The organism is Citrobacter sp. Cpo012 (assembly GCF_030333015.1).
Taxonomy (GTDB): Bacteria; Pseudomonadota; Gammaproteobacteria; order Enterobacterales; family Enterobacteriaceae; genus Citrobacter; species Citrobacter portucalensis.
Genome location: NZ_JAOWGR010000033.1, coordinates 166,704 through 192,051 on the forward strand (window position 1 = coordinate 166,704; position 25,348 = coordinate 192,051).

Sequence of the window (25,348 nt, forward strand, 5' to 3'; positions counted from 1 at the left end):
CTGTCAACACAAAACGCTACGCGATACGTTTTTACTGAGAATAATCACGCGAAATAGATCGCCATCACAAAATTAGTTGCTGACAAAATGCGAAAAACCAGTGTTAATGTAATGTTGCTAATAGTGGTCATTTGTTTTAATTGGTTTAAATATTGATAAATGCAATGTTTCTTTATAAACAAACAAGGCAAAAAAATGTGATGCATGGCGTTATTTAAACACCATAAACGATAAAATATAATTATATTTGATAAATTACTTATTAAATTTAAGCGCCATTTTTACCGATAATTACTCGGTAATTGATTGAAATATAGCCTTTCGTGGTTCGAAGAAATAACAACAAAAATGATGTCGTTATAGCCATAAAAAATCGTTATCCCCCCATCTTTTTTTGATTAAAGTCAAGGTTAAGTGAGATTGGTATTTTCTATCTCTATGATTAATAAGAAATTATCAATTTAATAATAATCTTACAAAATGTAAGGGAAGGGGATTTGTGAGTGGTCGCACATATCCTCGTTGGCTTAATTTGGTACACTTCCTGCCGTCAACAAAGTAATTAACGCAGGTCGATATGAATACTATTACACTCCCTAAAACACAGCACTTAGTGGTCTTTCAGGAAGTCATTAGAAGCGGTTCTATCAGCTCAGCTGCAAAAGAATTAGGTTTAACTCAACCGGCTGTCAGCAAAATCATTAATGATGTAGAGGCTTATTTCGGTATTGAGTTAGTTGTACGTAAAAATACTGGTGTGACATTGACTCAGGCAGGTCAGGTGATGCTCTCATGGTCTGAATCTATTACCCGTGAAATGAAAAACATGGTTGATGAGATGAACAGTATGACGAGCAATGCGGTCGTTGATGTGTCGTTTGGCTTTCCTTCACTGATCGCCTTCACCATCATGTCCGGCATGATTAAAAAATTCAAAGAAGTGTTCCCGAAAGCGCAGGTTTCTATGTATGAAGCTCAGCTCTCCTCCTTCTTACCGGCGATTCGTGACGGACGTCTGGATTTCGCCATCGGTACGCTGAGTGATGAGATGAAACTGCACGATCTGCATGTTGAGCCGCTCTTTGAGTCAGACTTTATCCTGGTTGCCAGCAAGTCCCGAACATGCACCGGCATCACCTCGCTGAGCGCGTTGAAAAACGAACAGTGGGTGTTGCCACAAACGAATATGGGGTACTACAGCGAACTTCTTACCACGTTACAGAATAATGGCATCAGCAGTGAAAACATCGTTAAAACAGACTCTGTCGTTACGATTTATAATCTTGTTCTCAATGCTGATTTCTTAACAGTAATTCCCTGCGATATGACCACACCGTTTGGCTCAAACCAGTTTATTACTATCCCGGTAGAAGAAACCTTACCCGTCGCGCGTTATGCCGCCGTGTGGTCGAAAAATTATCGAATTAAAAAAGCAGCATCTATTTTGGTGGAATTAGCCAAAGAGTATTCATCATATAATTGTCGGAGACGAAGGCAATTAATTGAAATTGATTAAAGATTAAATTTGTTTTAACACGAAATAAACGCCATTTGTCTATATCTGACAATGGTCACGGCTATCTATTTACTTTAATACCCAGGTAAGAGGTTCTAATGCACATTACATACGATCTCCCAGTTGCAATTGAAGATATCCTCGAAGCGAAAAAAAGACTTGCGGGGAAAATTTATAAAACGGGAATGCCTCGCTCTAACTATTTTAGTGAACGTTGCAAAGGGGAAATTTTCCTCAAGTTTGAAAACATGCAGCGTACCGGTTCATTTAAAATCCGTGGTGCTTTTAACAAGCTCAGTTCATTAACCGAAGCTGAAAGATGTAAGGGCGTGGTGGCTTGCTCTGCAGGTAACCACGCGCAAGGTGTTTCTCTCTCCTGCGCTATGCTCGGAATCGATGGCAAAGTGGTGATGCCGAAAGGCGCACCGAAGTCTAAAGTAGCGGCAACCTGCGATTATTCCGCAGAAGTTGTACTGCACGGCGACAACTTCAACGACACCATCGCTAAGGTTAGCGAGATTGTGGAAACTGAAGGCCGCATCTTTATTCCACCTTATGATGACCCGAAAGTTATTGCTGGTCAGGGCACTATTGGTCTGGAAATTCTGGAAGATCTGTACGATGTCGATAACGTGATTGTGCCAATTGGCGGTGGTGGACTGATTGCTGGTATTGCGGTGGCAATTAAATCTATTAACCCGACCATTAAAATTATTGGCGTACAGTCTGAAAACGTTCACGGCATGGCGGCTTCTTTCCACGCTGGAGAAATAACCACGCACCGAACGACCGGCACCCTGGCGGATGGTTGTGACGTTTCCCGCCCGGGTACTTTAACGTATGAAATTGTTCGTGAGTTGGTGGATGACATTGTCCTGGTCAGCGAAGATGAAATTCGCAACAGCATGGTGGCATTAATTCAGCGAAATAAAGTTGTGACTGAAGGTGCCGGCGCGCTGGCATGCGCAGCATTATTAAGCGGGAAATTAGATAGCTATATCCAGAACAGAAAAACAGTCAGCATTATTTCTGGCGGTAATATCGACCTTTCTCGTGTATCTCAAATTACTGGTTTAGTTGACGCTTAATATACTTCGTTGAGGATAGGATATGAGTACTACTGATAGCATTGTATCCAGCCAGACAAAACAGTCGTCCTGGCGCAAATCGGACACCACCTGGACACTGGGTTTATTTGGTACAGCCATCGGCGCTGGGGTGCTGTTCTTCCCTATCCGCGCAGGTTTTGGCGGACTGATCCCCATTCTGATCATGCTGGTGCTAGCATACCCCATCGCCTTCTATTGCCACCGTGCGCTGGCACGCCTGTGTCTTTCCGGTTCTAACCCTTCCGGTAACATCACAGAAACGGTTGAAGAGCACTTTGGTAAAACGGGCGGCGTGGTTATCACGTTCCTCTACTTCTTTGCGATTTGTCCGCTGCTGTGGATTTATGGCGTCACCATTACCAACACCTTTATGACCTTCTGGGAAAACCAGCTGCAGATGCCAGCGTTAAACCGTGGCTTCGTGGCGCTGTTCCTGCTGCTGTTGATGGCATTCGTCATCTGGTTTGGTAAAGATCTGATGGTTAAAGTGATGAGCTACCTGGTATGGCCGTTCATTGCCAGCCTGGTGCTTATTTCTCTGTCCCTGATCCCTTACTGGAACTCTGCGGTTATCGATCAGGTTGATATCAGCAATATCGCCCTGACTGGCCATGACGGCATCCTGGTTACCGTATGGCTGGGTATTTCCATCATGGTGTTCTCTTTCAACTTCTCACCGATTGTTTCTTCCTTCGTCGTCTCTAAACGTGAAGAGTATGAGAAAGATTACGGTCGCGAATTCACCGAGCAGAAATGTTCTAAAATCATCTCCCGCGCCAGTATGCTGATGGTTGCGGTGGTAATGTTCTTCGCCTTTAGCTGCCTGTTCACGCTCTCTCCGGCAAACATGGCGGATGCGAAAGCGCAAAACATTCCTGTGCTGTCTTACCTGGCAAACCACTTCGCTTCACTGTCCGGTACGAAGTCCACCTTCGCAACTGTTCTGGAGTACGGGGCTTCAATCATCGCCCTGGTTGCTATCTTCAAATCTTTCTTCGGCCACTATCTGGGCACGCTGGAAGGTCTGAACGGTCTGGTGCTGAAGTTTGGTTATAAAGGCGATAAAACGAAAGTTTCTGCCGGCAAACTTAATACCATCAGCATGATCTTCATCATGGGCTCCACCTGGGTTGTGGCTTACGCCAACCCGAACATCCTGGACCTGATTGAAGCAATGGGCGCGCCGATTATTGCCTCTCTGCTCTGCCTGCTGCCGATGTATGCCATCCGTAAAGCGCCATCACTGGCGAAATACCGTGGCCGTCTGGATAACGTGTTTGTTACCGTGATTGGTCTGCTGACCATCCTGAACATCGTCTACAAACTGTTTTAATCCTTAAGCTCAGGATGAGCGGAGTAGTGAAATGAATGAGTTTCCGGTAGTACTGGTTATTAACTGTGGTTCGTCTTCCATTAAATTCTCAGTGCTGGATGCAGCAAACTGTGAAGTTTTAATGGCGGGAATTGCAGACGGTATTAACTCTGAAAATGCGTTCATAGCAATTAATGGAGGAGAGCCAGCTAAGCTGGCTCACCACAGCTACGAAGACGCATTAAAAGCAATTGCCGTTGAACTGGAGAAACGTAATTTAATGGACAGCGTGGCCTTAATTGGCCACCGCATTGCCCACGGCGGAAATATCTTTACCGAATCAGCAATTATTACTGACGAAGTTATCGACAATATTCGCCGGGTATCGCCATTAGCACCGCTACATAATTATGCGAACCTGAGCGGGATTGAATCTGCTCAGCACCTTTTCCCAGGCGTGCAGCAGGTCGCGGTATTTGATACCAGCTTCCACCAGACGATGGCCCCTGAGGCCTATCTGTACGGTTTACCGTGGAAATATTATGAGGAGTTGGGCGTTCGTCGTTATGGCTTCCACGGCACGTCGCACCGCTATGTTTCTCAACGGGCGCATGAGCTTCTCGAACTGCAGAGTGATGACTCCGGTCTGGTTGTAGCGCACCTGGGCAACGGCGCGTCAATCTGTGCGGTACGTAATGGACAGAGCGTTGATACCTCAATGGGCATGACGCCGCTGGAAGGGCTGATGATGGGCACCCGCAGTGGAGACGTCGATTTCGGCGCCATGGCGTGGATTGCCAGCGAAACCAACCAGACGCTCGGCGACCTTGAGCGCGTAGTGAATAAAGAGTCCGGTTTACTGGGTATTTCCGGTTTGTCCTCTGACTTACGTACGTTAGAAAAAGCCTGGCACGAAGGACATGAGCGTGCGCAGCTGGCGATTAAAACGTTTGTGCATCGTATTGCACGCCATATCGCCGGACATGCCGCATCGCTGCATCGTCTTGATGGGATTATTTTCACTGGCGGAATTGGTGAGAACTCGGTATTAATTCGTCGTCTGGTTATTGAACATCTCGCCGTTTTAGGGGTGAATATCGACAGCGAAATGAATAGCCTGCCAAATTCCCATGGCGAAAGAATTATCTCTAATAAAGATGCTCGTGTTATTTGTGCGGTTATTCCCACAAATGAAGAGAAAATGATTGCGCGTGATGCCATTGCCTTAGGCAAAATTAATACACCAGTAGAATTTGCATAATTAAATTTCAGCAGAGAGATTATTTTTCATGAAGGTAAATATCGATACCAGCGATATGCTGTATGCCGAAGCCTGGAATGGCTTTAAAGGTACGGACTGGAAAGAAGAAATTAATGTCCGTGATTTTATTCAGCACAACTATACGCCTTATGAAGGGGATGAATCTTTCCTCGCCGAAGCAACGCCTGCGACCACTGCATTGTGGGAAAAAGTTATGGCGGGCATCCGTATTGAAAACTCGACGCACGCGCCGGTTGATTTCGATACCAATATTGCGACCACGATAACCGCGCATGACGCCGGTTATATTGAACAAGAACTGGAAAAAATCGTCGGTCTACAAACGGATAAGCCGCTCAAGCGTGCTCTGCATCCGTTTGGCGGCATCAATATGATCAAAAGCTCTTTTGATGCTTATGGTCGTGAGATGGATGCTGATTTTGAATACCAGTTTACTGAACTGCGTAAAACCCATAACCAGGGCGTATTTGACGCCTACTCTCCGGATATGCTGCGCTGCCGTAAATCCGGCGTGCTGACCGGCCTGCCGGATGGTTACGGTCGTGGTCGTATCATCGGTGATTACCGCCGCGTCGCGCTGTATGGTATCCGCTATCTGGTGCGTGAGCGTGAACTGCAGTTTGCCGATCTCCAGTCGAACCTGGAGTGGGGCCAGAATCTTGAAGCCACGATTCGTCTGCGCGAAGAGCTGTCTGAGCACCGCCGCGCCCTGCTGCAAATGCAGGAAATGGCGGCGAAATATGGCTGCGATATCTCCCGTCCGGCGCGTAATGCGCAGGAAGCGGTGCAGTGGGTGTACTTTGCTTACCTGGCTGCGGTGAAATCTCAGAACGGTGGCGCTATGTCGCTGGGCCGTACCGCATCGTTCCTCGACATCTACATTGAGCGCGATTTCAAAGCGGGAATTTTAAACGAGCAGCAGGCGCAGGAGCTGATCGACCACTTCATTATGAAGATCCGTATGGTGCGCTTCCTGCGTACGCCGGAATTCGACACTCTGTTCTCAGGCGACCCAATCTGGGCGACCGAAGTTATCGGCGGTATGGGACTGGATGGCCGCACGCTGGTGACGAAAAACTCGTTCCGCTACCTGCATACGCTACACACCATGGGCCCGGCACCTGAGCCGAACCTGACGGTGCTGTGGTCTGAGCAGCTACCGATAGCCTTCAAAAAGTACGCCGCCCAGGTGTCTATCATCACTTCGTCTTTGCAGTATGAAAACGACGATCTGATGCGTGCCGACTTTGACAGCGATGACTATGCCATTGCCTGCTGCGTCAGCCCGATGGTTATCGGCAAGCAAATGCAGTTCTTCGGGGCGCGTGCCAACCTCGCCAAAACGTTGCTGTATGCAATCAACGGCGGCGTGGATGAGAAACTGAAAATCCAGGTCGGGCCGAAAACGGCACCGCTGATGGATGACGTGTTGGACTACGACACGGTGATGGAGAGCCTGGACCACTTTATGGACTGGCTGGCCGTGCAGTACATCAGCGCGTTGAACATCATCCACTACATGCACGACAAGTACAGCTACGAAGCTTCGCTGATGGCGCTGCACGATCGTGATGTCTATCGCACGATGGCCTGTGGTATGGCGGGTCTGTCCGTGGCGGCGGATTCTCTGTCGGCTATCAAATACGCTCGCGTGAAACCGATTCGTGATGAAAATGGTCTGGCAGTTGATTTCGAAATCGAAGGCGACTATCCGCAATACGGTAACAACGACGAGCGCGTAGACAGCATTGCCTGCGACCTGGTCGAACGCTTTATGAAGAAAATTAAGGTGTTGCCAACCTACCGTAACGCGGTGCCGACGCAGTCCATTCTGACCATTACCTCCAACGTGGTGTACGGACAGAAAACCGGTAACACGCCGGACGGACGTCGCGCAGGTACGCCGTTTGCGCCAGGGGCGAACCCGATGCACGGCCGCGATCGTAAAGGTGCGGTGGCGTCGTTAACCTCGGTTGCCAAACTGCCGTTCACCTATGCCAAAGACGGTATCTCGTACACCTTCTCCATTGTGCCGGCAGCGCTGGGCAAAGAGGATGGAGTGCGTAAAACCAACCTGGTCGGTCTGCTGGACGGTTACTTCCACCATGAAGCACATGTGGAAGGTGGTCAGCATCTGAACGTTAACGTTATGAACCGTGAAATGTTGATGGATGCCATTGAGCACCCGGAAAACTATCCGAACCTGACGATCCGCGTGTCTGGTTATGCGGTGCGCTTCAACGCGCTGACCCGCGAACAGCAGCAGGATGTTATTTCACGTACTTTCACCCAGGCGCTCTGACGCCGGAGGGACTATGAGAAAAGTAATTGCAACCGAATGTGCGCCAGGGGCGATTGGGCCTTACGTACAGGGTGTGGTTCTGGGCAGCATGGTGTTGACGTCAGGTCAAATCCCGGTATGTCCACAGACCGGTGAAGTGGCAGAAAACGTGGCCGATCAGGCGCGTCAAAGCCTGGAAAACGTGAAAGCGATCGTCGAGTCCGCAGGTTTGAAAGTGAGCGATATCGTGAAGACGACCGTTTTCGTTTCTGACCTGAACGACTTCGCCACCATTAATCAGGTGTACCAGCAGTTCTTTGATGAGCATAAGGCAATCTACCCCACGCGCAGTTGCGTGCAGGTCGCCCGCTTACCAAAGGATGTGAAACTGGAGATTGAAGCCATCGCCGTACGTGGCGACACGCTGTAATCCCTTGCGGGGCGATCTCAGGATCGCCCCGATCCTTAATGAGTGTGAAACCTGGTCTTCACTGAACGGCAATCCGAGGGTGTGGATATGATTAGCGCATTCGATATTTTTAAGATTGGCATTGGACCTTCCAGCTCCCATACCGTGGGGCCAATGAACGCAGGTAAAAGCTTTATCGATCTGTTGGTCAGCTGTGGGGAACTCCCCAAGGCTACGCATATTGTGGTCGATCTTTACGGATCGCTCTCCCTGACCGGAAAAGGTCATGCGACAGACGTCGCCATCATAATGGGACTGGCCGGTAACAGTCCGCAAAACGTTAATATAGATTCAATCGCTGGCTTTATTCAGGAAGTGGCCCGTACCGGACGTTTACCGGTTGCAGAGGGCACGCATATTGTCGATTTCACTCCAGATAAAAATATTCTTTTTCACGCCGAAACGCTGCCGCGCCATGAAAATGGCATGCGTATCACCGCATGGAACGGCACCGAGACGCTATTAAGCAAAACCTATTACTCCGTCGGCGGTGGTTTTATCGTTGAAGAGGAGCAATTTGGTCAGGCGCATGATGTTGAAGCACACGTGCCCTATAATTTTCATTCCGCCAGCGAACTGCTGAAACTGTGCGAGCGCAACGGGCTATCCGTTTCCGGTCTGATGATGCAGAACGAACTGGCGATGCGTAGCAAAGAAGAAATCGATGCTGGTTTTGCCGCCATCTGGGACGTCATGCACGCCGGCATTGAGCGCGGCATGAACACCGAAGGCGTCCTGCCGGGTCCATTGAACGTACCGCGTCGCGCCGTAGCATTACGCCGGTTGCTGGTTTCCAGCGATAACCTGTCCAGCGACCCGATGAACGTTATTGACTGGATCAACATGTTCGCGCTGGCCGTGAGCGAAGAAAACGCCGCCGGATGCAGGGTTGTGACGGCACCGACCAACGGCGCATGTGGAATTATCCCTGCCGTATTGGCCTATTACGACAAGTTCCGCCGTCCGGTGAATGCAAACTCCATTGCCCGTTACTTGCTGGCCGCGGGGGCGATAGGGGCGCTGTATAAGATGAACGCCTCTATTTCTGGTGCCGAAGTCGGCTGTCAGGGTGAAATTGGCGTAGCCTGTTCAATGGCGGCAGCCGGGCTGACCGAGTTGCTCGGCGGTAGCCCGTCGCAGGTTTGTATTGCGGCGGAAATCGCCATGGAGCATAACCTGGGGCTGACCTGCGATCCGGTTGCTGGACAGGTGCAAATACCTTGCATTGAGCGTAATGCGATCAACGCGGTAAAAGCCGTCAACGCCGCACGCATGGCGCTACGTCGCACATCTGAGCCACGCGTTTCGCTCGATAAAGTGATCGAGACCATGTATGAAACGGGCAAAGATATGAACGACAAATACCGCGAAACGTCACGCGGTGGTCTGGCGATTAAAGTAGTTTGTACCTGAGATGAAAGGGTGCGTTTGTAGGCCGGATAAGGCGTAAGCGCCGCCGCTCCCTTGCATCCCAGGCTCCCGGCGGGAAAATCGTCGCTGCGCGAGCTATTCGTCTTATTCCGTCTGCCTGTCGGGTCGGGGCCGAGCCTGCATCCATGCAGGCCGTCCCCTCTGCCCGCATCCCTGCGGGCAGTCCCGGTCAGCCGTCAACGCCTCATCGATTTTCAGCCGGACCGGGGTCATCGCTTCAACGCACTGACTTCCAGTTAAATCTGTTTTGCTGTTTTAACAAAAAACGCAGAAGGTGAGGTGTTAACTGATCAGCATTAGCACTTTTGTGCACATTTTTTGTTGTGATCTGCTTCAAAAATAGAATTTAAATCCCATATGTTCATGTAAAAGAGAAAGTATTTCTTAACTTTTAGAAATTAAAGGGGTTTGTTTGTGAAGTTTTTCTCTGATCCTACGCGTATGATTTCTTCATTACTCCAATAGCTCACCTGCACCTAAGTACTGCGTATCGCATTGATGCAGTACGAAAAAAATATAAAAACCTCTACCTACACATTGAGCGGGAAATTATGGAAACGGCAACGAATAGTAGCGTAATACTCGACGCATCTGCTCCGGCACGTCGGGCGGGAATGACCGAAAGCGAATGGCGTGAAGCCATTAAATTCGACAGCACGGACACCGGCTGGGTCATTATGAGTATCGGTATGGCAATTGGCGCGGGGATTGTTTTTCTTCCTGTCCAGGTAGGATTGATGGGGCTGTGGGTGTTCTTGCTCTCCTCTATCATCGGCTACCCAGCCATGTACCTGTTCCAGCGCCTGTTTATCAACACGCTGGCTGAGTCCCCAGAGTGTAAAGACTACCCGAGCGTGATCAGCGGCTATCTGGGTAAGAACTGGGGCATCCTGTTAGGTGCGTTGTATTTTGTGATGCTGGTTATCTGGATGTTCGTTTATTCCACCGCCATCACCAATGACAGCGCCTCCTATCTGCACACGTTTGGTGTGACGGAAGGTTTACTGTCCGACAGCCCGTTCTATGGCCTGGTACTGATTTGCATCCTGGTGGCTATCTCGTCACGCGGGGAACAAATGCTGTTTAAAATCTCCACCGGCATGGTAATGACCAAGCTGCTGGTTGTGGCAGCGCTTGGCGTGTCGATGGTAGGGATGTGGCATCTGCATAACGCGGGTTCACTGCCGCCGATGGCGCTGCTGATCAAAAATGCGATCATCACTCTGCCGTTTACGCTGACCTCGATTCTGTTTATTCAGACCTTAAGCCCGATGGTTATCTCATACCGTTCACGCAACAAATCCATCGAAGTGGCGCGCCATAAAGCCCTGCGTGCCATGAACATCGCGTTCGGTATTCTGTTTGTTACCGTCTTTTTCTACGCCGTTTCCTTCACGTTGGCGATGGGCCACGACGAAGCGGTTAAAGCTTATGAGCAGAACATTTCCGCTCTGGCGATTGCCGCGCAATTTATCAATGGTGCGGGTGCTGGCTGGGTGAAAATCGTCAGCGTTATTCTGAACATTTTCGCCGTTATGACCGCTTTCTTCGGTGTCTACTTAGGTTTCCGTGAAGCGACTCAAGGGATCGTGATGAACATTCTGCGCCGCTATATGCCGGCTGAGAAAATCAACGAAACCTTTGTTCAGCGCGGCATTATGATTTTTGCCATCCTGCTGGCCTGGAGCGCAATTGTGCTCAACGCGCCGGTGCTGAGCTTCACCTCTATTTGTAGCCCTATCTTCGGCATGGTGGGTTGTCTGATCCCGGCCTGGCTGGTCTACAAAGTTCCTGCACTGCACAAATACAAAGGCGCTTCCCTGTATCTGATTATTTTCACGGGCCTGCTGTTGTGCGTTTCTCCGTTCCTGGCATTTTCCTGAGATATTTGAGCAAAGGTTGTTGTTATGTTTGAGACTACATTGAATCCATTATGGGATAGTTTTATCCGCGCGGTGCAGGAAGAAGTTAAGCCTGCGTTGGGCTGTACAGAACCTATCTCTCTGGCTCTGGCGGCGGCGGTTGCATCCTCTGAGCTGGACGGCGCGGTTGAACGCATTGACGCGTGGGTCTCACCGAACCTGATGAAAAACGGCATGGGCGTTACCGTGCCGGGTACCGGAATGGTCGGGTTACCTGTCGCGGCGGCGCTGGGTGCGCTGGGGGGAAATGCCCGTGCCGGTTTAGAGGTACTGAAAGATGCGTCACCACAAGCGATCGCCGATGCGAAAGCGATGCTGAGCGCTGGCAAGGTTGCGGTGATGCTGCAGGAGCCTTGCGAGGACATCCTCTTTTCCCGCGCGAAGGTTTACAGCGCTGAAGGATGGGCGTGCGTGACGATTGTGGGCGGTCATACCAACATTGTGCACATCGAAACCAATAAGGGCGTAGTGTTCACCACAGAACAGAATGCTCAGGAAGAGGAACAGGAGTCGCCGCTGGCGGTATTGTCTCACACCTCGCTGGAAGAGATTCTGGCGTTCGTGAACGCGGTACCGTTTGAGTCAATCCGCTTCATTCTCGATGCGGCAAAACTGAACGGTGCGCTGTCTCAGGAAGGGCTGCGCGGTAACTGGGGTTTGCACATCGGAACTACGCTTGAGAAGCAGTGTGTGCGTGGCCTGTTGGCGAACGATCTCTCCACCTCTATTCTGATCCGCACCAGTGCGGCATCGGATGCGCGAATGGGCGGGGCGACGCTGCCGGCCATGAGCAACTCCGGCTCCGGTAATCAGGGCATTACCGCGACTGTTCCGGTGATGGTGGTGGCTGAGCACTTTGGCGCGGATGAGGAGAAACTGGCACGTGCGCTAATGTTGTCTCATCTGAGCGCTATCTACATCCATCATCAGCTTCCGCGTTTGTCTGCACTGTGTGCGGCAACTACGGCGGCGATGGGGGCAGCAGCGGGGATGGCATGGATCGTAGATGGTCGCTACAACACCATCGCGATGGCGATCAGCAGCATGATTGGTGACGTGAGCGGAATGATATGCGATGGCGCTTCAAACAGCTGCGCGATGAAAGTCTCAACCAGTGCTTCCGCGGCGTGGAAAGCGGTACTGATGGCGCTGGATGATACTGCTGTAACCGGCAACGAAGGGATTGTGGCGCATAACGTGGAACAATCTATCGCTAACCTGTGCGCGCTGGCGTGTCGTTCAATGCAGGAAACCGACAAGCAGATTATTGAGATCATGGCCAGTAAGGCACATTAATCTGTAGGCCGGGTAAGGCGTTGCCTCCACCCGGCATAAGTCTAAGCCGCCTGTTCAGGCGGCTTCTTCGTCTTCCAGCCGTAGTTCGGCATCGGCCACAATCGCTTCCAGCTCTGTCAGCATTTCTTCATAGCCGAAGGTAACTGTTTCCTGTTTTTTCGGCTCAACCTGAGGCTGGCGTTTTTTTGATGATTTCTTGCTCAATAGTCGTACTCCATTGTTTTCCCTGACTATACGGGCAAATCTATCAGCAAAGCGCGCAGCGGGGTATCGGCGACTAACGTTATGTTAGTTTCGTCACGAATAAATGCCCCATCGCCACAGGTGAGCGCTTCTTTTTCGGCGCCAGACGTCACAGCATGGAATCTGCCGTGAATCGACTGTAAATAAGCACGTGGCCCATGTAACTGAAAACTCAACGATTCACCTTGCTGTAGCTCAACGTGGTGTACCCATACCTGTTGGCGCAGATGCAGGCTGCCTTGTTCACCGTCCGGCGAGGCCAGCAACTGATGCTTACCGGTTCCCAGCGTGGCTTTCTGTACACAGGCGTTTTCACGCTGTGGGCAGGCGTCCAGCCAGAGCTGCATCCGGGTTAACGGTTTGTCTTTGCTGATATTGTGTTCGCTATAGCTAATCCCGGGCTGTGTCGCGAGCAGCAAAACTTCACCTGCTTTGGCCTTGATATGGTTGCCTTCGCTGTCTCGGTACTCCGCTTCCCCTTCGAGGATCAGATTGACGATATCCACCTTCGGATAGGTCCGTGGCTGGAAAGAGGCCCCCGGTGCCAGAACTTCCTGGTTCAGAACACGCAGCGAGGCATAACCCAGCAGTTTAGGATCAAAATAGTGTCCAAAGGAGAAGGTATAACGGGCCTGCAGCCAGCCGTAGTCTGCTTGCCCGCATTGTTTGGCTGTACGGGTAGTAATCATAGTTCTTGACCTCTCTTTACTTCCTTTTATGTTAAATGGCTAGACGCTGCATTGTTAGCCAGATATTCTGCCCGGTATGTTCAAATTTCCTGAATGAGAACGAGATGGCCAAAGAAAGGGCTTTAACGCTTGAAGCGTTACGCGTCATGGACGCAATAGACAGACGCGGTAGTTTTGCTGCTGCGGCAGACGAACTGGGACGCGTTCCTTCCGCACTTAGCTATACCATGCAGAAGCTGGAGGAAGAGCTGGACGTGGTGCTGTTTGACCGTTCAGGCCACCGCACAAAATTCACTAACGTTGGGCGTATGTTGCTGGAGCGCGGGCGCGTACTGCTGGAAGCTGCGGATAAACTGACTACCGATGCCGAAGCATTGGCTCGCGGTTGGGAAACGCATCTGACTATCGTTACCGAAGCGCTGGTGCCGACGGCGGCGTTTTTCCCGCTGATCGACAGGCTTGCCGGGAAGGCCAATACCCAGCTTTCCGTTATTACCGAAGTTCTGGCCGGGGCGTGGGAGCGTCTTGAGCAGGGGCGGGCGGATATCGTGATTGCGCCGGATATGCATTTTCGCTCATCCTCAGAAATCAACTCGCGCAAGCTGTACTCGCTGATGAACGTCTATGTAGCGGCCCCGGATCATCCTATCCATCAGGAGCCGGAACCGTTATCGGAAGTCACCCGCGTTAAATACCGTGGGATCGCGGTGGCGGATACCGCCCGTGAACGTCCGGTGCTGACAGTTCAACTGCTGGATAAGCAGCCGCGTCTGACGGTGAGTACGATAGAAGATAAACGTCAGGCGCTGTTGGCAGGACTTGGCGTGGCGACGATGCCGTATCCGCTGGTGGAAGAGGATATTGCGGCTGGTCGGCTGCGGGTCGTTAGTCCGGAATCGACAAGCGAGATAGATATTATTATGGCCTGGCGTCGTGACAGCATGGGCGAGGCGAAATCCTGGTGTCTGCGGGAAATCCCCAAGCTGTTTGCGGGTAAATAGCCTGACTGTTACGCCGGATGCGGTGCGAAGCACCTTATCCGGCCTGGAAGACGGAGTATGTTGTAGGCCTGATAAGCGCAGCGCCATCAGGCATCTACATATGCTACGTCAGGATAACTGTTTGGGATCGGGCCCGAAGCGGTTGCTCCCTTGAGTCCCGTTTTGGCAGTTGAAAATGATGATCACCAGCCAGCCTACGATCGGGATCAGCAGCACCAGTAGCCACCAGGCTGAACGATCGGTGTCATGTAAACGCCGGAACTGTACCGCCCACCACGGAATAAAGACCAGAACCCCGTAAATCGTCGTTAATATGCCTTCTCCACCGGCGCGCTCCCAGCCAAACATTCTGTCCAGAATACCCAGCACGAATGTGAAGATGATGTTGACCAGCACAAACATCCAGTATTCTTTACGACGTGCGCGGCCACCAAAACCAAAGTAATTCTTTAATACGTTTAAATACCAATCCATTTTTGCCTCGTTCTGCATTCAATTACTTGTTTTTAAAGTAATCAAATTAAGAATAGCTGTGAATGAAATGATGGTAAATATTTACGGTATTAATTATTTAGCCCCCAAATGGGGGCCTGTGTAAATCAGGCGAAACGCTCGTCACGCCCATGAGGTTCGTTGAGGTCCTGCCACGGCCCAACAGAAATAATGCCGGTCGGGTTAATGGTTTTGTGGCTACGGAAGTAGTGATTGCGGATATGATCGAAATTGACGGTTTCCGCAATACCCGGCATCTGGTAGATATCACGCAGGAAACCGTACAGGTTCAGATAGTCGCTAATCCGGTGTTTGTCGCACTTGAAGTGGGTGACATACACGGGATCAAAGCGTACCAGCGTGGTCCACAGGCGAATGTCGGCCTCGGTTAGCTGGTCGCCGGTCAGGTAGCGATGTTGCCCAAGGATCTGCTCCAGTCGTGCCAGAGATTGAAAGACGTTATCCACGGCGTCGTCGTAGGCTTCCTGACTGGTGGCAAATCCGGCTTTATACACGCCGTTATTAACGTTGTCATAAATCCAGCCGTTCAGCTCGTCGATTTTGCTTTGCAGGGCAGGGGGATAGTAATCTCCGGCTTTCGCGCCCAGCGCATCAAACGCGGTGTTAAACATGCGGATGATTTCTGCAGATTCGTTGCTGACAATGGTGTGGTTCTTTTTATCCCACAGCACCGGAACGGTGACCCGACCGCTGTAGTGCGGATCGGCGTGTAAATAGAGCTGATAAAGAAATTCGTGTTGATACAGGGTATCGCCGGTTGCCGCCGGGAAGTTATCGTCAAAGGTCCAGCCGTTTTCCAGCATCAGCGGATGCACAACAGAAACGGAAATAAACGGTTCCAGCCCTTTGAGTTTGCGCAAAATCAGCGTGCGATGCGCCCACGGACAGGCCAGAGAAACGTACAGATGATAGCGGTCTTTTTCGGCAGCAAAGCCACCTTCACCGGTCGGGCCAGGCGCGCCATCCGCGGTGAGCCAGTTACGGAAAGCCGATGCAGAACGTTGAAATTTTCCACCGGTTGATTTGGTATCGTACCAGGTGTCATGCCAGACGCCGTCAATCAGTTGTCCCATGATTTTCGCCTCCTCAGATAGCAAAAGCGAGGAGATATCTCCTCGCTTTTTGATGTGTTCAGTATAGTTTGATTACCACTTTTTATTCAGCACGCGGTCAATACTAAATGCGCCTGGACCGGTGATAGCCAGCAGCAGGAAACCGCCTGCGATGGTCAGGTTTTTCATGAACATCAGAGAGTTCACACCTTCCGCAAAGTTGCTGTGGAAGAGGAACGCCGTCAGCAATGTGAAGCCTGCGGTGAACAGCGCGGTTGTACGGGTCAGGAAACCGAACAGAATTGCCAGACCGCCGCCAAACTCAAGCAGAATCACCAGCGGCAGCATAAATCCTGGGACGCCCATGGCTTCCATGTACTGTTGGGTACCCGCATATCCGGTGATTTTTCCCCAACCTGCGGTAATAAACAGGATTGGCATCAGAATGCGCGCTACCAGTACACCAACATCTTCTAATTTCTTCATCATACTCTCCAGGAAACCACTCAGGCGGCTTATTGTGTTTTTTTGTGCATCGACGCTGCAGAGCGCGTCGTTGCTGTCGATGGAGAGAATCATAAACGTGCTTAATGAGAATTGTTAGCAAGGAAAACTGTCAGTATTTTTCAAAATTTTTGAGGTTGGGGGTAAGGAAAGGATTAGCCGCGCAGTTGCTGCTGTCTGATGGTCGATTTCACCAGACGCCAGATACTCCAGACGCTAAAGCCGCGCTTAGCCCAGCGTACCAGCAGATTCGGGTTGCGGATGGTGCGAACCGCCATAATACTGCTCCCGACCAACACCCAGCCACGCAGGTTCAGTAGCGTCTTCCAGCCACGATCGTAGACCTCGGTGGCTTCCAGCCAGTCGCGGCGAGTAGCAGACAGATCCAGCCGTTGCTGCTGGATCTGTCCAAGCAGTTGCGCCTTACGCTTTTGACGTTCGACTTTGCTGCTCATTATGCATCATCCTCCAGGGCTTGCCTGTCATTAGCGAGTTCCTGGCGTGTATGGCGTAGCAGCGTTGTTTTACGTGCTTTACGCAGCGTCCATATCCCGCCAATCAGCGCTAACAGCAACAGCACAACGGTGGTGGCAATCATGGCGTTCAGGCGGTATTGAGGGTCAATAGCCCAGATGATAAGCACCATCAGGCTCATCAGGCCAAACGCAGCGAACAGCATAGTCAGCCCAAGCATCAGCAGGATCTGGATGAGATTGGCTTTTTCCTCTTCCAGCTCAACGACGGCCAGCCGCAGCCGTGTTTCTACGATCTCAACGAGAATCGTCAGGATCCGCTGTCCAATACCCAGTACGCCTTTGCCTGGACCTTGTGCGTGTTGAGAATCAGCCATTGTTAACGGCGCGACAGCAGTACACCAAGCACCACACCGACTGCAGCGCCAATGCCGACGCCTGTCCATGGGTTTTCGCGCACGTAGTTATCGGCTTTAGCCGCGGCCTCACGGGTCTGTTTGGCAATCACATCGCTGGTTTCACTCAGACGATGGCGGCTCTCGCGCAGCGCGTGTTCGGCTTTGCTGCGAATTTTACTCATCTCTTCCTTCGACTTATCGCCAGAGGAGCTAAGTACTTCTTCAAGCGTATCCGCAAGAGATTTCAGCTCAGCGCGCAGGTTTTCCGTAGCATTATCTTTCGACATAGTTTTCTCCAGTTGAGTGGCTAGTTACCGTACTTAGTAATCGCGGGTCTCGAGTTCTTTTAGCTCTTGCTGAGCTTCAGCAAGCTTGTGTTCACGCTTTGCTACCTTATCCGCATCGCCTTTTTGCTTAGCTTCGGCTAAGTCACGTTGACGCTCGGCAATCTCATTTTTCTGCTCGGCGATCTTTTTCTGATGGTTAGCGCGCAGTTTGCTGTCAGTACAGTTTGCTCTGACTTCGCTCAGCGCTTTGTTCAGCCCATTGATACGGCTCTGATTGTTGTGTTTTTCGGCATAGCTAATCTCCCGCTGAATGTCTTGTTCTTTTTCCTGACAGAGGGTGGTGGCGTAGCTGCCGGCACTGAGAGCGAAAAGGCTAATTGCCAAAGCGATGCGGTATTTCATTCTTGAACCTTCCATTGTGATTCGACCTCTTCGTTTAGGGTCGATGCTCCAGAATAATAAAGCGTTGGGTCATAAACCCAGTTTATTAATCATAGGCGCTAAACGGTGAAATCACCAAAGTGAGTGATCTAATTCAGATTCCTGGAAATTAACCAAAACGGTGTGGGGTCTCACGTAAGCGGGATAACCACTGAACCGCCTGATTATTATCATCCTGCTGAGCGATAACGAAACCGTGCGGTAACGTTCGATCCAGTACGACTTTTGCCGCTGCGCTCTGCGCACTGGAATCAAAGGTAATCAGCAGGGCGTCATTTTGCGGAGTGATGCTTTTAAAACGAATGCCGTTGGCATCCAGGTGATGCCAGATAGAGAAGCCATCAGGCATGCTGGCTCCCTGGTTTACGGCGCGAATGGCAAGCGTTGACTCCTGCTGGCGAATGACCGACCAGGTCAGGAGCAACGCGCCGATGAACAACATAAAAGTGGTGGACCAGGCAAGTCGTCGGAGCGTTATGCATGATTTCAGCATAATTTACCCTCGGTTCCCGTATTTCTTTTTCCAAAGAACAACCAGTGAACCTGCCAGACCAAACACCAGTAACACCACAGGAAGCAGCATCAGGCAAGACATCAGCTGATCTTCATATTTGAGAAACACCGGTGTTTTGCCCAGCAGATAGCCCAGCGATGTGAGAATAAGGACCCAAAGCAGTCCGCTCATCCAGTTGAAGAACTGAAAGCGCGCATTGTTCAGGCCGGACAATCCTGCGATGGTCGGCAGTAATGTTCTGACAAACGCGATAAAGCGACCGACCAGCAGCGCAGACAAGCCATGCTTATGGAACAGATGATGCGCACGCTGATGGTAATGTGCAGGAAGATGAGATAACCAGTTTTGCACTGTGCGGGTATTGCCCAACCATCGACCTTGTATATAGCTGAGCCAGCAACCGAGGCTGGCTGCGGTGGTGAGTAGTAGCACCGTTTGCGGAAAACCCATTGCGCCTTTGGCAATAAGTACGCCGACCAGTACCAGCAAACTGTCGCCAGGTAAAAAGGCTGCTGGCAGCAGTCCGTTTTCCAGAAACAAAATGGTAAAGAGTACAAAATAGAGCATGCCAATCATGGAAGGATTGGCCAGCGTTTCAAAATCCTGAGCCCATAAAGCATTTAGTAATTGAGTCAGTAGTTCCATTCAATATTCCTGGAGAATCGGTTGTCGTCATGCCGGTTTTCTGGTTTTTGTAACACCACGATTTTATTAATATTTTTTACATGACTCGCGGTTTGATACAAATTCACGGCCTGAACTATTCCCTGTAAAGTTGTGAAGTTAGCAAGCTCTTAAACACAAAAATTCAAACAGCATCTAATTGTAACAAAGGTCAACGTAGTCCGTTATAGAAATTACGGTTGTTGAACTGTGATTTTGCTTATCGCAATGGAGGGTGGCGAGAGGATTTACACAGGCTGACATTTTATACCTAATGCTTACCAAGTGTCAGAAACAGGCGCGTGGTCGCGCCTGCATTGATAAGATTGTTTATTTTGCGCTGTTAGCCGCTGTATCGAGATGAACGACCGGATTTTCGGTAAATAGATAACGGTCCGCATTGAACTCAAAATCATCGCTGGTTTCGTTAAACAGCATCTGCTTCGTGTTCTCAAGATGCTGCCACATCGCCAGTTTGGCGGCATGAGGATCTTTGCGAATCAGCGCCCGAAGGATCTGGTCATGGTCATCACACCAGTTATCAACCGTGCGCAGGTCGATGTGGTCGTGCAGTTTCTTCCAGTAGGGGTTATGAATGCGCTGAGTCCACATTTTTTCAACAATCGCGGCCAGAGCCGAGTTCTGCGTTGCCAGGGCGACCTGCACATGGAACTGGAGATCCCACTCGGAGTCACGAAAGCTTTTTTCGTTACGTGATTTCTCCTGAATCTCCATCAGCTTCATGATGTCCTGTTTGGTCACCTGCGTGGCGGCAAACTCGGCAATGTTGCTTTCTATGAGCTGACGCGCCTGGAGCAGCTCGAAAGGACCGTAGCTGGCAAATTCCAGGTTTTCATCTGGCGCAACATAATGTCTGGGTTGGTTGGAAATGACGTGGATCCCCGATCCTTTGCGTACCTCAACGTAACCCTCTACCTCGAGCATGATAATTGCTTCACGAACCACGGTACGGCTGACATTTTTTTCATCGGCGATAAAGCGCTCGGCAGGGAGTTTGTCACCCACCAGATAGACGCCTTGCTCAATGCGTTCTTTCAGATCAGCTGCAAGTTGTTGGTACAAACGTCGTGGTTCGGTGATTTCCATATGCGCTCCAGGCATGATACGGCAGACTATATTTGTTATACCACTTTTGCGATTACTGCTCCACTCGCGGCGATAAAAAAGCCGCCAGATGACTGGCGGCTTTGCATTATATACCCTTGATGAAAAGCAGCGGGTTAATTTTGCGGAGCGGGATCGCCAGTCTGTGATCCCGAGTCGACCTCGCTGGCCGATTTGTTTTGCAAGACCGTCCAGATAACGAGTGCGCCGAGCAGGTCGAATACCGCCAGTACGGCGAACAGCGGGCTAAAGCCGATAGTGTCAGCCAGTGCGCCAACAACCAGTGCAAACAGCGTACTGGCAAGCCAGGCGGACATACCGGTCAGACCGTTTGCTGTTGCCACTTCATTACGACCAAATACGTCAGAAGAAAGCGTAATCAGCGCACCGGACAGCGCCTGGTGAGCAAAGCCTCCGACGCACAGCAGGGCGATAGCAATGTACGGGCTGGTGAACAGACCAATCATCCCTGGGCCAATCATCAGCAATGCGCCCATGGTGACGACCATTTTACGTGAAACGATCAGGTTAACGCCGAACCAGCGCTGGAACAGCGGCGGTAAGTAGCCCCCAACGATACAGCCCAGGTCAGCAAACAGCATCGGCATCCAGGCAAACATCGCAATCTCTTTCAGGTTAAAGCCGTAGACTTTAAACATGAACAGCGGGATCCAGGCGTTGAAGGTACCCCAGGCCGGCTCTGCCAGGAAACGCGGCAGCGCGATGCCCCAGAACTGGCGGTTACGCAGGATCTGACCGAGCGACATTTTTTTCGAGGTCGCGTTTTTATGCTGTGATTCCTGACCATTCAGAATGTAATCACGTTCTTCATCAGACAGTTTTTTCTGGTCGCGCGGGTGTTTGTAGAACACAAGCCAGCACATCGCCCAGATGAAGCTCAGCGCACCGGAAATAATGAATGCCATCTGCCAGCTGTGCATGACGATTGCCCAGACGACCAGCGGCGGAGCAATCATCGCACCGATAGAAGAGCCGACGTTAAAGTACCCAACGGCAATTGAACGTTCTTTTGCCGGGAACCACTCAGAACTGGCTTTCAAACCCGCAGGGATCATTGCGGCTTCAGCGGCACCTACCGCGCCACGCGCCAGCGCCAGTCCACCCCAACTGCCAGCCAGTGCGGTCGCGCCACAGAAGACGGCCCACAGAACGGCGAACATCGCGTAACCAACTTTTGTGCCGAGCACATCGAGCACGTAGCCGGCAACGGGTTGCATTACGGTGTAAGCAGCAGAATACGCTGCGATGATATAGGAATACTGTTGAGTGGAGATGTGTAACTCTTCCATCAGAGTTGGCGCAGCTGCCGCCACAGTGTTACGTGTCAGGTAACCCAGCACGGTGCCAAGCGTCACCAGTGCAATCATGTACCAACGTAACCCTTTAATTTTACGCATGTAAAACCTCATCGTTTTGTTATGTCCGCGAACGAGCGGTCATCTTCCAGTTCAGGGCGGAGGATGTTCTTTTACGAGGGGGGACCGAAAAAAAGCCGGTACTCCCCGAACTTTGCCATGTCAATAATTGTGCTAATTCGGTTTCCGTACCGGTCAATCCGATGGTGATACATCGGTAATTTGCATTCCGTCGGCTTATGTATCGCGACGGCCAAAAGATAACTTGTCATACAGCTTTAAAAGGTGAGTGCCATCACAAAAGTGTGAATCTTCGTGTGGTCATTATTTCGATTCAGCAAAGCCAGCACTGGCGCGGCTTGACGCGTGATTTACCTCTTTGAGAGTAATTTTTTTGTTACCATTTGTTGATCTAACTCACGAAAATATCTTCAGTGTATGGAAATTGGTGTGATAACTTTGTCAACATCAAAACATAAGCAATCTGACGCACTCGTTGAGAGGAAGACGATAATGACCCCGTTTATGACTGAAGATTTCCTGCTGGACACCGAATTTGCCCGCCGTCTGTACCATGATTACGCCAAAGACCAGCCGATCTTCGATTACCACTGCCATTTACCACCGCAACAAATCGCTGAAAACTACCGTTTTAATAACCTGTATGACATCTGGCTGAAGGGTGATCACTACAAATGGCGTGCGATGCGTACCAATGGCGTCGCTGAGCGCTTGTGTACCGGCGATGCGTCCGATCGCGAGAAGTTTGACGCATGGGCCGCCACGGTTCCGCACACTATCGGTAACCCGCTGTACCACTGGACCCACCTCGAATTACGCCGCCCGTTTGGTATTACAGGTAAGCTGCTTTCTCCTGCGACTGCTGATGAAATCTGGAACCAGTGCAACGAGCTGCTGGCGCAGGATAAATTCTCCGCGCGCGGCATCATGCAGCAGATGAATGTGAAAATGGTCGGCACTACCGATGACCCGATCGACTCTCTGGAGCATCATGCGGCCGTTGCTAAAGACGGAAGCTTTGATGTGAAAGTGCTGCCGAGCTGGCGTCCGGATAAAGCCTTTAACATTGAGCTGGCGACCTTTAATGACTACATGGCGAAGCTCGGTGAAGTGTCCGACACCGACATTCGTCGCTTCGCAGACCTGCAGACTGCGCTGACCAAACGCCTGGATCACTTCGCGGCTCACGGCTGTAAAGTCTCTGACCACGCGCTGGACGTGGTGCTGTTTGCCGAATCTAACGAATCTGAACTGGATAGCATTCTGGCGCGTCGCCTGGCGGGTGAAACCCTGAGTGAGCATGAAGTTGCCCAGTTTAAAACTGCCGTGCTGGTGTTCCTTGGTGCGGAATATGCTCGTCGCGAATGGGTACAGCAGTACCACATCGGCGCGCTGCGTAATAACAACCTGCGCCAGTTCAAACTGTTGGGCGCGGATGTTGGCTTCGACTCCATCAATGACCGTCCGATGGCTGAAGAACTGTCCAAACTGCTGAGCAAGCAGAACGAACAGAACCTGCTGCCGAAAACCATTCTCTACTGCCTGAACCCGCGTGATAACGAAGTGCTGGGCACCATGATCGGCAACTTCCAGGGCGAAGGTATGCCGGGCAAGATGCAGTTCGGTTCCGGCTGGTGGTTCAACGATCAGAAAGACGGGATGGAACGTCAGATGACGCAGCTGGCCCAGCTCGGCCTGCTGAGCCGTTTCGTCGGCATGCTGACCGATAGCCGTAGCTTCCTGTCATACACGCGCCATGAATACTTCCGTCGCATTCTGTGCCAGATGATTGGCCGTTGGGTTGCTGCAGGTGAAGCACCGGCAGATATCCAGTTGCTGGGTGAAATGGTCAGAAATATTTGCTTTAACAATGCGCGTGATTACTTCGCCATTGAACTGAACTAAGGCCCGGGTGAAGGTATGCAATACATCAAGATCCATGCGCTGGATAACGTCGCGGTAGCGCTCGCTGATTTGGCTGAAGGAACCGAAGTCACCGTTGATGGGCAGGCGGTAACCCTGCGTCAGGCGGTCTCTCGTGGCCACAAATTCGCTTTACGTGATATTGCGAAAGGCGAAAACGTCATTAAATACGGTTTGCCAATTGGCCATACGCTGGTGGACGTTGCGGCGGGTGAGCATATTCATGCTCACAACACGCGCACTAATCTGAGCGACCTGGACACGTATAGCTACCACCCTGATTTTCAGGCGGAAGTTGCACAACCGGCGGATCGCGATGTGCAGATCTACCGTCGTGCCAACGGCGATGTTGGCGTGCGCAACGAACTGTGGATCCTACCGACGGTTGGCTGTGTTAACGCCATGGCGCGCCAGATGCAGAACCGTTTTCTGAAAGAGACTAACGATGCCGAAGGAATCGACGGCGTACATCTCTTCAGCCACACCTACGGCTGTTCACAGCTCGGCGACGACCACATTAACACCCGCACCATGCTGCAAAACATGGTGCGTCACCCGAATGCGGGGGCGGTGCTGGTGGTTGGCCTTGGTTGTGAAAACAACCAGGTTGATGCCTTCCGCGAAACCTTAGGCGAGTACGATCCTGAGCGCGTTCACTTCATGGTCTGCCAACATCAGGAAGACGAAGTGGAAGCGGGGATTGAACATCTTCACCAGTTGTACAACGTGATGCGTAACGATAAGCGTGAGCCGGGTAAACTGGGTGAGCTGAAGTTTGGTCTGGAATGCGGCGGCTCTGACGGCCTGTCCGGTATTACCGCCAACCCGATGCTGGGGCGTTTTTCTGACTACGTGATTGCCAACGGCGGCACCACCGTACTGACCGAAGTACCGGAAATGTTCGGCGCCGAGCAACTGCTGATGGACCACTGCCGCGATGAAGAAACGTTCGGCAAGCTGGTCACCATGGTCAATGACTTCAAGCAGTACTTCATTGCTCACGACCAGCCGATCTACGAGAACCCATCGCCGGGCAACAAAGCGGGCGGTATCACCACGCTGGAAGATAAATCTCTCGGCTGCACGCAAAAAGCAGGCTCCAGCCAGGTGGTGGACGTACTGCGCTACGGCGAACGTCTGAAGACGCATGGTCTGAACCTGCTGAGCGCACCGGGTAACGATGCGGTGGCGACCAGTGCCCTGGCGGGCGCGGGCTGTCATATGGTGCTGTTCAGTACCGGTCGCGGTACGCCGTACGGTGGTTTTGTGCCGACGGTGAAAATTGCTACCAACAGCGAGCTGGCGGCGAAGAAAAAGCACTGGATCGACTTTGACGCTGGACAGTTGATCCACGGCAAAGCGATGCCGCAGTTACTGGAAGAATTTGTCGATACCATCGTCGAGTTCGCCAACGGCAAGCAAACCTGCAACGAGCGGAATGATTTTAGAGAGTTAGCGATATTTAAAAGCGGCGTAACGTTGTAGTAAATACCTGATGGTACCTGCA

At 51.2% G+C, this 25,348-nt stretch carries 25 protein-coding genes; 12 read left to right on the plus strand and 13 right to left on the minus strand.

Translation table 11 applies throughout. The annotated features are described in order from the left end of the window. Positions 1 to 577 precede the first annotated feature (577 nt). The 9 genes from tdcA to OGX90_RS05145 all read left to right on the plus strand — a co-directional run bounded on the left by tdcA (position 578) and on the right by OGX90_RS05145 (position 12,618). Positions 578 to 1,516, plus strand: a complete 939-nt coding sequence (gene tdcA, locus OGX90_RS05105; protein WP_234096720.1) for a transcriptional regulator TdcA — start codon at positions 578 to 580, stop codon at positions 1,514 to 1,516. Between the two features lie 98 nt (positions 1,517 to 1,614). Continuing rightward, on the plus strand, positions 1,615 to 2,604 hold the full coding sequence (gene tdcB / locus OGX90_RS05110) for a bifunctional threonine ammonia-lyase/L-serine ammonia-lyase TdcB (protein WP_003828594.1): 990 nt from the start codon (positions 1,615 to 1,617) through the stop codon (positions 2,602 to 2,604). Positions 2,605 to 2,626: 22 nt separating this feature from the next. Further along, positions 2,627 to 3,958, plus strand: a complete 1,332-nt coding sequence (gene tdcC, locus OGX90_RS05115; RefSeq protein WP_008785886.1) for a threonine/serine transporter TdcC — start codon at positions 2,627 to 2,629, stop codon at positions 3,956 to 3,958. A gap of 31 nt (positions 3,959 to 3,989) precedes the next feature. Then, the gene (gene tdcD / locus OGX90_RS05120) at positions 3,990 to 5,198 is read left to right on the plus strand and encodes a propionate kinase (protein ID WP_048225677.1); all 1,209 of its coding nucleotides are present in this window, start codon (positions 3,990 to 3,992) and stop codon (positions 5,196 to 5,198) included. A 28-nt stretch (positions 5,199 to 5,226) separates the two neighbouring features. Further along, a complete protein-coding gene (gene pflB, locus OGX90_RS05125; protein ID WP_043017750.1) occupies positions 5,227 to 7,521 on the plus strand; it encodes a formate C-acetyltransferase in 2,295 nt (764 codons plus the stop codon). Between the two features lie 13 nt (positions 7,522 to 7,534). Then, positions 7,535 to 7,930, plus strand: a complete 396-nt coding sequence (locus OGX90_RS05130; protein WP_048236823.1) for an enamine/imine deaminase — start codon at positions 7,535 to 7,537, stop codon at positions 7,928 to 7,930. Between the two features lie 87 nt (positions 7,931 to 8,017). Then, on the plus strand, positions 8,018 to 9,382 hold the full coding sequence (gene tdcG, locus OGX90_RS05135) for an L-serine ammonia-lyase (protein WP_048236822.1): 1,365 nt from the start codon (positions 8,018 to 8,020) through the stop codon (positions 9,380 to 9,382). 569 nt (positions 9,383 to 9,951) lie between these two features. Continuing rightward, the gene (locus tag OGX90_RS05140) at positions 9,952 to 11,283 is read left to right on the plus strand and encodes an SLC5/6 family protein (RefSeq protein ID WP_020996346.1); all 1,332 of its coding nucleotides are present in this window, start codon (positions 9,952 to 9,954) and stop codon (positions 11,281 to 11,283) included. A 24-nt stretch (positions 11,284 to 11,307) separates the two neighbouring features. After that, complete coding sequence (locus OGX90_RS05145; protein WP_048236821.1) at positions 11,308 to 12,618, plus strand: L-cysteine desulfidase family protein; 1,311 nt, start codon at positions 11,308 to 11,310, stop codon at positions 12,616 to 12,618. Positions 12,619 to 12,672: 54 nt separating this feature from the next. On the opposite strand, the gene OGX90_RS05150 is transcribed toward OGX90_RS05145, so the two are convergent. Together OGX90_RS05150 and OGX90_RS05155 are read right to left on the minus strand one after the other, a co-directional pair. Next, a complete protein-coding gene (locus OGX90_RS05150; RefSeq protein WP_003828578.1) occupies positions 12,673 to 12,822 on the minus strand; it encodes a protein YhaL in 150 nt (49 codons plus the stop codon). A 26-nt stretch (positions 12,823 to 12,848) separates the two neighbouring features. After that, complete coding sequence (locus OGX90_RS05155) at positions 12,849 to 13,550, minus strand: pirin family protein (RefSeq protein WP_003024860.1); 702 nt, start codon at positions 13,548 to 13,550, stop codon at positions 12,849 to 12,851. 104 nt (positions 13,551 to 13,654) lie between these two features. Here OGX90_RS05155 and yhaJ point away from each other — a divergent pair, with 104 nt between their 5' ends. Beyond that, positions 13,655 to 14,551, plus strand: coding sequence for a DNA-binding transcriptional regulator YhaJ (gene yhaJ, locus OGX90_RS05160; protein ID WP_003024855.1), 897 nt, complete (start codon positions 13,655 to 13,657; stop codon positions 14,549 to 14,551). 108 nt (positions 14,552 to 14,659) lie between these two features. Here yhaJ and OGX90_RS05165 read toward each other — a convergent pair whose 3' ends face one another. The 11 genes from OGX90_RS05165 to OGX90_RS05215 form a co-directional block, all read right to left on the minus strand. Further along, positions 14,660 to 15,025: a DUF805 domain-containing protein gene (locus OGX90_RS05165; protein WP_008785879.1), complete on the minus strand. Its 366-nt coding sequence runs from the start codon at positions 15,023 to 15,025 to the stop codon at positions 14,660 to 14,662. Between the two features lie 125 nt (positions 15,026 to 15,150). Continuing rightward, positions 15,151 to 16,137 (minus strand): glutathionyl-hydroquinone reductase YqjG, encoded by a 987-nt coding sequence (gene yqjG / locus OGX90_RS05170; RefSeq protein WP_008785878.1) that lies wholly within the window; start codon positions 16,135 to 16,137, stop codon positions 15,151 to 15,153. Positions 16,138 to 16,209: 72 nt separating this feature from the next. Next, the gene (locus OGX90_RS05175) at positions 16,210 to 16,602 is read right to left on the minus strand and encodes a DoxX family protein (RefSeq protein ID WP_003024847.1); all 393 of its coding nucleotides are present in this window, start codon (positions 16,600 to 16,602) and stop codon (positions 16,210 to 16,212) included. 173 nt (positions 16,603 to 16,775) lie between these two features. Beyond that, entirely contained in the window at positions 16,776 to 17,075 is a 300-nt protein-coding gene (locus OGX90_RS05180) for a YqjK-like family protein (RefSeq protein ID WP_003828569.1), read from the minus strand. Continuing rightward, entirely contained in the window at positions 17,075 to 17,470 is a 396-nt protein-coding gene (locus OGX90_RS05185) for a phage holin family protein (RefSeq protein ID WP_003828567.1), read from the minus strand. The genes OGX90_RS05180 and OGX90_RS05185 overlap by 1 nt, the downstream gene beginning before the upstream one ends. Before the next feature lie 2 nt (positions 17,471 to 17,472). Next, positions 17,473 to 17,778 (minus strand): ElaB/YgaM/YqjD family protein, encoded by a 306-nt coding sequence (locus OGX90_RS05190; RefSeq protein WP_003024832.1) that lies wholly within the window; start codon positions 17,776 to 17,778, stop codon positions 17,473 to 17,475. Positions 17,779 to 17,811: 33 nt separating this feature from the next. Beyond that, positions 17,812 to 18,180, minus strand: coding sequence for a DUF1090 domain-containing protein (locus OGX90_RS05195; RefSeq protein WP_032941739.1), 369 nt, complete (start codon positions 18,178 to 18,180; stop codon positions 17,812 to 17,814). A 148-nt stretch (positions 18,181 to 18,328) separates the two neighbouring features. Next, on the minus strand, positions 18,329 to 18,697 hold the full coding sequence (gene mzrA, locus OGX90_RS05200; RefSeq protein ID WP_162623447.1) for an EnvZ/OmpR regulon moderator MzrA: 369 nt from the start codon (positions 18,695 to 18,697) through the stop codon (positions 18,329 to 18,331). An 18-nt stretch (positions 18,698 to 18,715) separates the two neighbouring features. Continuing rightward, positions 18,716 to 19,378 (minus strand): DedA family general envelope maintenance protein YqjA, encoded by a 663-nt coding sequence (yqjA, locus tag OGX90_RS05205; protein WP_003828561.1) that lies wholly within the window; start codon positions 19,376 to 19,378, stop codon positions 18,716 to 18,718. 348 nt (positions 19,379 to 19,726) lie between these two features. Next, positions 19,727 to 20,503 (minus strand): transcriptional regulator ExuR, encoded by a 777-nt coding sequence (gene exuR / locus OGX90_RS05210; RefSeq protein WP_003828559.1) that lies wholly within the window; start codon positions 20,501 to 20,503, stop codon positions 19,727 to 19,729. Between the two features lie 134 nt (positions 20,504 to 20,637). After that, positions 20,638 to 21,939, minus strand: coding sequence for an MFS transporter (locus OGX90_RS05215; RefSeq protein WP_003828557.1), 1,302 nt, complete (start codon positions 21,937 to 21,939; stop codon positions 20,638 to 20,640). Between the two features lie 471 nt (positions 21,940 to 22,410). Between OGX90_RS05215 and uxaC the strand changes: the two genes are divergently transcribed. Further along, positions 22,411 to 23,823 (plus strand): glucuronate isomerase, encoded by a 1,413-nt coding sequence (uxaC, locus tag OGX90_RS05220; RefSeq protein ID WP_043017737.1) that lies wholly within the window; start codon positions 22,411 to 22,413, stop codon positions 23,821 to 23,823. Between the two features lie 15 nt (positions 23,824 to 23,838). Then, a complete protein-coding gene (locus OGX90_RS05225; protein WP_032945078.1) occupies positions 23,839 to 25,326 on the plus strand; it encodes a UxaA family hydrolase in 1,488 nt (495 codons plus the stop codon). The last annotated feature ends 22 nt before the right edge of the window (positions 25,327 to 25,348 follow it).

Excerpts from the sequence above, each read along its gene's own strand:
- tdcA (WP_234096720.1), top strand. The coding sequence starts at position 578 with ATGAATACTATTACACTCCCTAAAACACAGCACTTAGTGGTCTTTCAG.
- tdcB (WP_003828594.1), top strand. The coding sequence starts at position 1,615 with ATGCACATTACATACGATCTCCCAGTTGCAATTGAAGATATCCTCGAA.
- tdcC (WP_008785886.1), top strand. The coding sequence starts at position 2,627 with ATGAGTACTACTGATAGCATTGTATCCAGCCAGACAAAACAGTCGTCC.
- tdcD (WP_048225677.1), top strand. The coding sequence starts at position 3,990 with ATGAATGAGTTTCCGGTAGTACTGGTTATTAACTGTGGTTCGTCTTCC.
- pflB (WP_043017750.1), top strand. The coding sequence starts at position 5,227 with ATGAAGGTAAATATCGATACCAGCGATATGCTGTATGCCGAAGCCTGG.
- OGX90_RS05130 (WP_048236823.1), top strand. The coding sequence starts at position 7,535 with ATGAGAAAAGTAATTGCAACCGAATGTGCGCCAGGGGCGATTGGGCCT.
- tdcG (WP_048236822.1), top strand. The coding sequence starts at position 8,018 with ATGATTAGCGCATTCGATATTTTTAAGATTGGCATTGGACCTTCCAGC.
- OGX90_RS05140 (WP_020996346.1), top strand. The coding sequence starts at position 9,952 with ATGGAAACGGCAACGAATAGTAGCGTAATACTCGACGCATCTGCTCCG.
- OGX90_RS05145 (WP_048236821.1), top strand. The coding sequence starts at position 11,308 with ATGTTTGAGACTACATTGAATCCATTATGGGATAGTTTTATCCGCGCG.
- OGX90_RS05155 (WP_003024860.1), bottom strand. The coding sequence starts at position 13,550 with ATGATTACTACCCGTACAGCCAAACAATGCGGGCAAGCAGACTACGGC.
- yhaJ (WP_003024855.1), top strand. The coding sequence starts at position 13,655 with ATGGCCAAAGAAAGGGCTTTAACGCTTGAAGCGTTACGCGTCATGGAC.
- OGX90_RS05165 (WP_008785879.1), bottom strand. The coding sequence starts at position 15,025 with ATGGATTGGTATTTAAACGTATTAAAGAATTACTTTGGTTTTGGTGGC.
- yqjG (WP_008785878.1), bottom strand. The coding sequence starts at position 16,137 with ATGGGACAACTGATTGACGGCGTCTGGCATGACACCTGGTACGATACC.
- OGX90_RS05175 (WP_003024847.1), bottom strand. The coding sequence starts at position 16,602 with ATGAAGAAATTAGAAGATGTTGGTGTACTGGTAGCGCGCATTCTGATG.
- OGX90_RS05180 (WP_003828569.1), bottom strand. The coding sequence starts at position 17,075 with ATGAGCAGCAAAGTCGAACGTCAAAAGCGTAAGGCGCAACTGCTTGGA.
- OGX90_RS05185 (WP_003828567.1), bottom strand. The coding sequence starts at position 17,470 with ATGGCTGATTCTCAACACGCACAAGGTCCAGGCAAAGGCGTACTGGGT.
- OGX90_RS05190 (WP_003024832.1), bottom strand. The coding sequence starts at position 17,778 with ATGTCGAAAGATAATGCTACGGAAAACCTGCGCGCTGAGCTGAAATCT.
- OGX90_RS05195 (WP_032941739.1), bottom strand. The coding sequence starts at position 18,180 with ATGAAATACCGCATCGCTTTGGCAATTAGCCTTTTCGCTCTCAGTGCC.
- yqjA (WP_003828561.1), bottom strand. The coding sequence starts at position 19,378 with ATGGAACTACTGACTCAATTACTAAATGCTTTATGGGCTCAGGATTTT.
- exuR (WP_003828559.1), bottom strand. The coding sequence starts at position 20,503 with ATGGAAATCACCGAACCACGACGTTTGTACCAACAACTTGCAGCTGAT.
- OGX90_RS05215 (WP_003828557.1), bottom strand. The coding sequence starts at position 21,939 with ATGCGTAAAATTAAAGGGTTACGTTGGTACATGATTGCACTGGTGACG.
- uxaC (WP_043017737.1), top strand. The coding sequence starts at position 22,411 with ATGACCCCGTTTATGACTGAAGATTTCCTGCTGGACACCGAATTTGCC.
- OGX90_RS05225 (WP_032945078.1), top strand. The coding sequence starts at position 23,839 with ATGCAATACATCAAGATCCATGCGCTGGATAACGTCGCGGTAGCGCTC.